Annotated in this window: 7 protein-coding genes and 1 tRNA gene; 1 reads left to right on the plus strand and 7 read right to left on the minus strand. The window is 48.0% G+C overall.

Going from position 1 to position 8,033, the window contains the following annotated elements; genetic code table 11:
* The 7 genes from JKY90_02020 to JKY90_02050 form a co-directional block, all read right to left on the minus strand.
* Positions 1-191, minus strand: a 191-nt coding sequence (locus JKY90_02020; protein ID MBL4851047.1) for a 50S ribosomal protein L25, incomplete at its 3' end; no start/stop codon positions are given.
* A gap of 116 nt (positions 192-307) precedes the next feature.
* Entirely contained in the window at positions 308-1,246 is a 939-nt protein-coding gene (locus JKY90_02025) for a ribose-phosphate diphosphokinase (protein ID MBL4851048.1), read from the minus strand.
* Between the two features lie 111 nt (positions 1,247-1,357).
* Positions 1,358-1,431: transfer RNA gene (locus JKY90_02030), tRNA-Gln, on the minus strand.
* 215 nt (positions 1,432-1,646) lie between these two features.
* Positions 1,647-2,519: a 4-(cytidine 5'-diphospho)-2-C-methyl-D-erythritol kinase gene (gene ispE, locus JKY90_02035; protein ID MBL4851049.1), complete on the minus strand. Its 873-nt coding sequence runs from the start codon at positions 2,517-2,519 to the stop codon at positions 1,647-1,649.
* Between the two features lie 50 nt (positions 2,520-2,569).
* Positions 2,570-3,205: an outer membrane lipoprotein LolB gene (gene lolB / locus JKY90_02040; GenBank protein ID MBL4851050.1), complete on the minus strand. Its 636-nt coding sequence runs from the start codon at positions 3,203-3,205 to the stop codon at positions 2,570-2,572.
* Positions 3,206-3,230: 25 nt separating this feature from the next.
* On the minus strand, positions 3,231-4,916 hold the full coding sequence (locus JKY90_02045) for a tetratricopeptide repeat protein (protein MBL4851051.1): 1,686 nt from the start codon (positions 4,914-4,916) through the stop codon (positions 3,231-3,233).
* A gap of 227 nt (positions 4,917-5,143) precedes the next feature.
* The gene (locus JKY90_02050) at positions 5,144-6,838 is read right to left on the minus strand and encodes a tetratricopeptide repeat protein (GenBank protein ID MBL4851052.1); all 1,695 of its coding nucleotides are present in this window, start codon (positions 6,836-6,838) and stop codon (positions 5,144-5,146) included.
* A 1,006-nt stretch (positions 6,839-7,844) separates the two neighbouring features.
* Here JKY90_02050 and JKY90_02055 point away from each other — a divergent pair.
* Positions 7,845-8,033: glutamyl-tRNA reductase (locus tag JKY90_02055; GenBank protein MBL4851053.1), on the plus strand; the 189-nt coding region annotated here is incomplete at its 3' end.

Raw genomic sequence — 8,033 nt, forward strand, 5'->3', positions numbered from 1 at the left:
AGAATGTGCGAGTAAAATGCTTCGTTATCCAATTGATAGGCTAAATCTTTATGCGCAATCGATACCGATATACTGTCTTTTCCATCACCATAAACAATACCCGGCACCATATCGCTATGACGTAGGCGGCGGCTCGCACCCTTCCCCTTATCTGCGCGTGTTTCCAGGCTTAATTTAAATTCAAAACTCATGTTGTTCTCCAAATATAATCAAGGCTCTGGCTTTAATAGCCCGGAACCAAAAAATCCTCACTTGCGACCAGTGAGGAATGCTTACGCATCTTGTTAAGCCACCAACTCGGGTGACTCTAATCTATAAATAAGGAGCTGACGGACTCTTCGGCATTAATACGGCGCATTGTCTCTGCCAGCATTTCGGCAATACTCAATTGTCGTATTCGACCACACGCCTGCGCCTCATCACTTAACGGAATGGTATCCGTAACCACCAACTCATCAATTTGCGAGCCTTCAATATTCTTTACTGCAGACCCTGATAACACCGCATGAGTACAATAAGCAAACACCTTTGCTGCGCCTGCGTCCTTTAGCGCACACGATGCTGCGCATAATGTGCCTGCGGTATCAACCAAATCGTCTACCAAGACACATGTACGGCCTTCAACATCACCAATAATATTCATCACCTTGGCCATATTAGCCTGAGGCCGGCGTTTATCAATAATGGCAAGGTCGGCATCATCCAAGCGCTTGGCCATCGCTCTCGCTCTGACCACACCACCAACATCAGGCGAAACCACCATGGGATTAACGCCCACTCGACGCCAGATATCGCCAAGCAACACCGGTGACGCATAGACGTTATCGACACCAATATTGAAAAATCCTTGTATCTGATCCGAGTGCAAATCAACTGTCAACACACGATCAGTACCGACACTAGCAATCATATCGGCTACTACCTTGGCACTAATCGGTACTCGCGCAGAACGCGGTCGGCGATCTTGTCGCGAATAACCAAAATACGGCATCACTGCAGTGATGCGACTTGCTGCCGAACGCTTCAAGGCATCGACCATCATCAACAATTCCATAATGTGATCGTTTGTCGGCTTGCACGTTGGTTGAATAACAAACACATCGCGCCCACGTACATGTTCAGCCAACTCAATCTGGATTTCACCATCGCTAAAACTGCTCACAAAGGCTTTACCCAAAGGAACATTCAAATGACGTGCGATCTCTTTGGCCAGTGGCCGGTTGGCGTTACCTGAAAACACCATCATCGTCTTATCAATGAACATCGTAAAAACCCACGTTGCACCTTTAACTATGCGTTGACCTTAACGCCCCTGTAGTTCACTAGATCACAGGGGTAATCATCGGCCAAAAAAATATGGCTGGGGTGCCAGGGTTCGAACCTGGGATCACGGGATCAAAACCCGATGCCTTACCGCTTGGCTACACCCCATCCTCTGCTCTACAACAACTTCTAAATCGACATTGACACACGACTTCGCGCTAATAGCCTGTCGGACTTAGGATAAATCTACTGCAAGAAAGCCATTTTGGCTCCTTTTTCCAATCCTTCTTGTCGCCTAAAAACGCCTACTGTTGGTAAATATGCTCAATATTTGCCCAACGGAAATGCCCTTGGAGTACGCCTCAAACAATCAAAAAATAAACTCAAAATAGCTTTCCCTCGCTACGGTCACCTAAATCCAACAGGCTCCGCAACGGTGATACATCTAGCCCTTTTGCAACGAAGCCACGCCACTTACTCGGCATTTTGGCCAAGATTTGCTGCGCCTCGGCTTCATTTTTAAAGCTGGCAAAAACCGATGCTCCGGTTCCTGTCATCCGCGGCTTACCATAATCGGCCAACCAGGCTAAGGCTTCGAGAACGGCAGGGTAGCGACGTGCAACCACTGATTCAAAGACATTAATGCCAATACCGCGGAAAAATCCCGCTATTGTGATGGGAGGACAATTCCTTGTCAATTCAAGTAATGAAAATATTTCTTTGGTATTAACATGACACGGTGGCGTAATGACCAAATAATAGCGCTCACCCAAGCGTTCAAGCAGGTCAATTGGCTCTAATTGCTCGCCAATACCCTCAGCCCAGGCCGACCGCCCATAAACAAATACCGGCACATCAGCGCCCAGTTTAAGCGCTAATTGCAATAATTCCTGCTCGCTCAACTGTGTGTGCCAGAGCTGATTCAAGGCCACCAACGTTGTCGCAGCGTCAGAACTGCCGCCACCGAGGCCACCGCCCAAGGGTAGTCGCTTGTCGAGATAAATACGCACCCCTTGCTGACATTGTACATGCGACTGCAACAAACGCGCAGCACGTACCACCAAATCTTCATCGGCTGACACACCGTCAATCTCATTAACTCGCGTCACCACGCCATCATCAGTAATGTCAAAATTAAGCTGGTCACCAAAATCCAGTAACTGAAAAACGGTTTGTAAGACATGATACCCATCATCTCGACAACCGGTAATATGCAAAAATAAGTTGAGTTTGGCGGGCGCTGGCCAGGCAGTCATTTCAGGGCACCTTTATGTGCACTTAACCATCGTGTGAAACATACTAGTGTTCATTGTTTTTCACCAAGGCGCCAACGATCCAACACTAACTTTAAACGTAAGCTGTCATTTTTGATTTGAATTTTACGTGGCAGTTTAACGCCGCGTAATGGCCGATAGGCAGAATAATCAACTTGCCAACCTTGTTGTTTGAGCTGATCGAGCACGCCTGACTCATTCAATGCAATGGCGTCAACCTGACCTGGCGCCGGCAAGCCGCGCAACCAGTACGACAATGAGGACACCGGCACGGCCCAACCTAAGTGTTGCAATAGCAAGGACTCGGCATCGTTGGTTACTACCGCTGGCTGGCCAGCAATATGCACACTCACGCTATCATTATTACCGTCGATAGTGACAGCACCCTGGCCGAATGGCCCAGCCAGTCTAACGTGGTAACTGGCATTGTCTTGCTGCCATGTTAACGTGGCGCTCCCGCTGTCACTCTCGCTACGCAGTGCAGCCCGCCCTTTGGTGCTCCATTGCGAGTAATGCGCTAGTTGCCGCTGGTGTTCGCTCCATAGAGCTTGCACATTATCAGAGGCGTCAACAATAGCTGGTTTAGGCACCGTGCTGCATGAGGCAAGCCAGCACACCACCCAAACAACTGCGACAATACGGCAATAAAAATCAGTATAAGATTTCAACACAAATAGAATTAGATTTTAGGAGCTATAGGCCAAAACGCTGCATTACTTCTTGTAACACTTCATTTCCAGCGTCTTGCTCTGCTGCCTCACGCCAAACGCGACGTGCTTCGCTACGCTTACCCGTCACCCAAAGAATTTCGCCCAGGTGCGCTGAAATTTCAGCGTCAGACTGAATCTCTAATGCCCGGCGAATATAGCTGAGGGCTTCGTCATAATTACCTAAACGAAATTGCAGCCAACCATAACTGTCGAGAATAAAATGGCTGTCGCCTTCAAGCTCAAGTGCGCGCTTAATATATTTTTCTGCCTCATCATAGCGTGTCGTCCTATCGGCTAAATAGTAGCCCAACGCATTCAGCGCGTCGGTATTGTCCGGCTCGCGAGCAAGAATCGCTTGTGCATCTTGTTCAAACAATTCAAAACGATCTATTTGTGCATAGGCCAGGCTGCGCGCATATAAGAGTTGCACATTATCTGGCTGAGTCGCCAACGCTTCGGTGTAAACTGCAATAGCATCGTCATAAAGCTTGGCGTCCTGTAACAAGCCCCCTTCAGTAAGGCTGGCCTGCGTTGCCATCGCCGGAATATTGGTACGCAATACACTTAGCTGTGCACGTGCCGCTGGAATATCGCCTTGCATTGCTGTCAAAACGGCAATACGAATTTGCGCGTCAGTATAATTTTGCCCCCCTGTCACCTGCGAATATAAACGCAGAGCGTCGCCGATATTTTCTCGCACTTCAGCGATGCGCGCCAGATTATAAGGCACGCCTGGATTGGATGACCCACGCTGATACAAGGCCTCAAATTGTGCTTGGGCGGCATCAATTTGTTGTAATTGTAATAACAACAAGCCGCTGGCAAAAACCACCTGATCATTGTCAGGCGCCAACTCTGACAAGCGCTGATACTGGCTTAAGGCATCTTCATAACGCTCAATATCAATCAATAAACCGGCATAGGTTGAACGCAAATCAACATTATTTGGCTGCTTTGCCAGCGCTGCCGCTAGAAATTCAGCAGCCTCGTCATTTTTTTGCATACGACGCAGTATCAAAGTCTTTTGCAAAATGACTTGTTGCTGGTCACCGCGTTGCTGCAATACTGGCTCTAACTCGCTATTGGCACGTTCATACTGACCAAACTGCAAGGCGAGATAACTCCTGGCATAGGATGCGTCGATATCACCGTCATGTGCAGCCGTTAGCCTATCTATCAACTCGGTTGCGGCTTCGCGTTGGCGCGTTGCTGCAAGTAAGCGCGCAACATATAAAAACCCTTTGCCCTCTTCTTTTCCCCGGCCATTACGAATTTGCTCAAGTCTTGCATAGGCGTCATCAATACGCTGTTCGCTAAGATAAAGACGTACCACAGAAGCCAACGCACGTTCATCATCAGGCTTGATATCAAGCCATAATTCCAATGCGCTTAGCGCTTGTTTGCTATCACCACTTTGCATAGCAGAACGTGCGGCTGACTCAGCTAATGAGGCATCTGCAGTGCGTCGCGCTAAATTAAAATAATTAGCGGCTGCAACATCATAGTTTTGTCTTTGCGTTGAAAGATCTGCAACGAGGAAATCATAGAGATCCTCTTTATCAAGTGATGGTGCCGTCGTTGCTTGCTGTGTGGCAACCGTAGCGGTCGATCGTTCGCTCTTCTTAGTATTGACGCATGAGGCCAAACCGGTAAATACGACTATTACCACGAGCCTAAACAGGCAAGATTGCCACGTGCCGCCCCGGCAAAACCGAGCCTTGACGGGTAACGATTGATTGTTTCTTATTCGCATAAACAATTAAAGGGTCAATATAGCCATTGGAGACAAAGCGCTCTGAGCCAGAAAATCCAAGTTTGCAATTTAGTATAGCGCCTTAAACACCTTAATAAGCATACCCCATTCAGCAATAGGGTGGGCGACCAAGCTCGCATTCCTTACGGTAAACGATCCCCTTGAATTAATATATTGAGTAACTTGTTATCAGGCGCGTTAACCAAACCTTGATGCCAGGTCATACGCGCGCGATCCATGCTGCCTGTTTGCCATAGCGCTTCGCCAAGGTACGCTGAGATCAGCGGGTCATCATCAAGCCGCGCTGCCTGCTCAAGATAAGACACTGCCAAAATGTGCTGACCCATGCGTAATTGTAAGCAACCGTAGCTCGTCAAGGTAGCTGGATCAGTGGGCTCCAGCGATAAGGCATGCTGTAAATAAACACCCGCCTGTTCATAGTGTTTGTCGGCGACCAGCGCCATACCCAACTCAAGCAAGCTGGCTTGATGATCTTCATCGATTTCCAACGCTGCCATCAAGTCGTGACGAAACGCGGCATGATCGCCTCTGTCACGAGATAACATCGCACGCGCATACAGTAATTGGGTATGCTGTTTTGGTGGCCCGTCGAAATGACGTGTATACAACTTATAAGCACTATCAATACGTCCCGCTGCGACCAATGCACTGCCTTCAAGTAAAATTACATCGGCTAGATGACCTACCGGATTCGACTCGCGCAACTCACGTATTGCCGCCAGCGCCACATCAAAATGGCCTTGCTCGACAAATAACTCCGCCGCACGCACCTGGCCATCAAAAAAGAATTGGCTGGCACCAACCGAGCGATACCATGATACTGCCGCATCGATGTTGCCGTTTTTCTCTTCAATTTTAGCCAACATGAACTTAGCCTCTTCACTGCGCTCACCACGCACAACAAGCTCCAGGAAATAACGCCAGGCAGCAGCGTAATCTTCAAGCTTGTAGGCCATGTTTGCTAAGGAATAAATAGTGTCTTCATTGTCACTATCATATTCTGTCAAAATCAAATATTGAGCATAGCTTTCTACTGACTGGTTTAAGCCAGCAAGCAAACGCGCATAATATGTACGTACTTGCACATCCGCTGGAAATTTTTGCAAAAAACGAAAAAGGTGGTCTAGCGCTTGTTGGCTTTTATCTAAACTCTGCAACGATGAGGCGTACTGTACTGCTGCAGGACTAAAATCAGACTGGATATCAAGCGCCCGACGACTTTCACTGAGAGACAACGCATGCAAACGAAAGCGTGTCGCAAGATCTGCCATAGCAAAATGTGCATAGACATCGTGTTGATGCCTTTGCACTAAACGTTGCATTATTTTTACAGCGACAAGGTTACTGGGGTCACGAAACAACAAAGGCAACAAGGGTAAATAACCATGGTAGCCATCACCGAGGCTCAAATGACGCAAGCGCTCCAACTCATCAACGGCATGCTCTATCGCAGCAAGGCGTGAATAAGCGCGGACACGAAACTCAATAGCTACCAGTTCATCGGGGGCGAGTCGTGACCACAACCTACCGGCGACAAGCGCTGTTTCACGATCATCCGCCAACAGTGCTGAACGCATGGCATATTCAGCAATTTTACCATCGGGATAGACTTGTGCCACGCGCAGGAAATGCCTTGTTGCAACAGCAAACTGGCCGCCATCAAAAGCAAGAAAACCCACCAATATGTCGTAAGCATTATCTTGTTGAAGAGATGCCGAACTGGCTGGTTGAGTTGACCATGCTGGCGTAACAATCAAAGACAAGACCAGCACTAATACTGTAGCGACAACGCCTCGCAGCGCTCTTAAACATCGCAATCGTCTCGATCCTGGCATTTAGCCTCCGTATACTGGCTCTCGCATCCAATCTGGCATATATACCCTTTTTTCTTCTCCGGGGTAACGGCCAGTTATCGTGTGTGTATCAATTTGCTTTAGATTAAGGAGCCTGATCTATTCGTCCAGAATAAATCAGGCTCCTTAAGGTAGCTAGCAAGCCTTATGCCCAAACTTGCTCTGCTGTTATTTCACCTCATGCAGCAACACTTCAGCATAGGCAGCCTGCCACCATCGCGCCCTCAGATCGCAGTTTGTGACACAGACTTGGCCTGTTTTTCTGCTTCATGATAGCGCGATTGAACCACTAAAAAGAGGCTCAACACACTCGTCACTGTCTTTTGCTCTATCTAGGGACACCTCTAACAAGACCTACTTCAAGCCCATCTCAAAAACAATTTAGCGGTATACAGCCTAGTCATTAGCCCTCGTGTTACTTTGCAATTACGCTTGTTTTACTGGCAAAACGGCATCTTTCCCCCTATCACGACATAAAATTGGCATAAGTTTGAGAAAAAAACAACGAAAATGCCTAAAAAGCGGCAACAAAAATCAAACCGGATTCCCGTATTATGCTGCCAAAATGATGGCTTTTTGATCTTTCAGTCATGTGCTACACAATGGCGTCTGTGACGCCTCCTGTGAGCGCTCCATCAGTATGCACTTGCTGAAATACTAGAATTAGCCACACCAAATTAACAACACTGGCAGCAGTTTGCTCCGTCTGGCGGCAAAACCATCACTTGCTAATACCCTCAGTTTGCTATAATTACCTGTTATATTGCACCAATAGACACACTGGGGAGCCTCTGATTAAGTCTGGGCGAGAAAGGTTGGGAGCCAGAATGTTCAAATTCGAGGCGTGAATCGTACGCAATAGCCAGCTATTACGAAGATTCACAACGAAGAAGTTGGACATTTTGGACTCAAGATTTTCGTTCATGACTTAGTCAGAGGCTCCCTAGCACCCACCTGCCCGGTAATCGCCTTGACGCCATTAATTGCCATCGGAATAAACCACAAGACCGCACCGCTTGCAGTGCGTGAGCGCGTGGCATTCGCGCCCGAGCGATTACTCGATGCTTTGCGTGAGCTCATCGGCAAAACGCCTGCCAGTGAAGCCAGCATACTATCGACCTGCAATCGAACCGAATTGCTTTGCTCAGCCGCACCTAAT

The organism is Gammaproteobacteria bacterium (genome assembly GCA_016765075.1).
Lineage (GTDB): Bacteria > Pseudomonadota > Gammaproteobacteria.

What these genes read in the sequence shown, in the direction of transcription:
- ispE (MBL4851049.1), bottom strand. Translation starts at nt 2,519, where the DNA reads ATGACTGCCTGGCCAGCGCCCGCCAAACTCAACTTATTTTTGCATATT.
- JKY90_02025 (MBL4851048.1), bottom strand. Translation starts at nt 1,246, where the DNA reads ATGATGGTGTTTTCAGGTAACGCCAACCGGCCACTGGCCAAAGAGATC.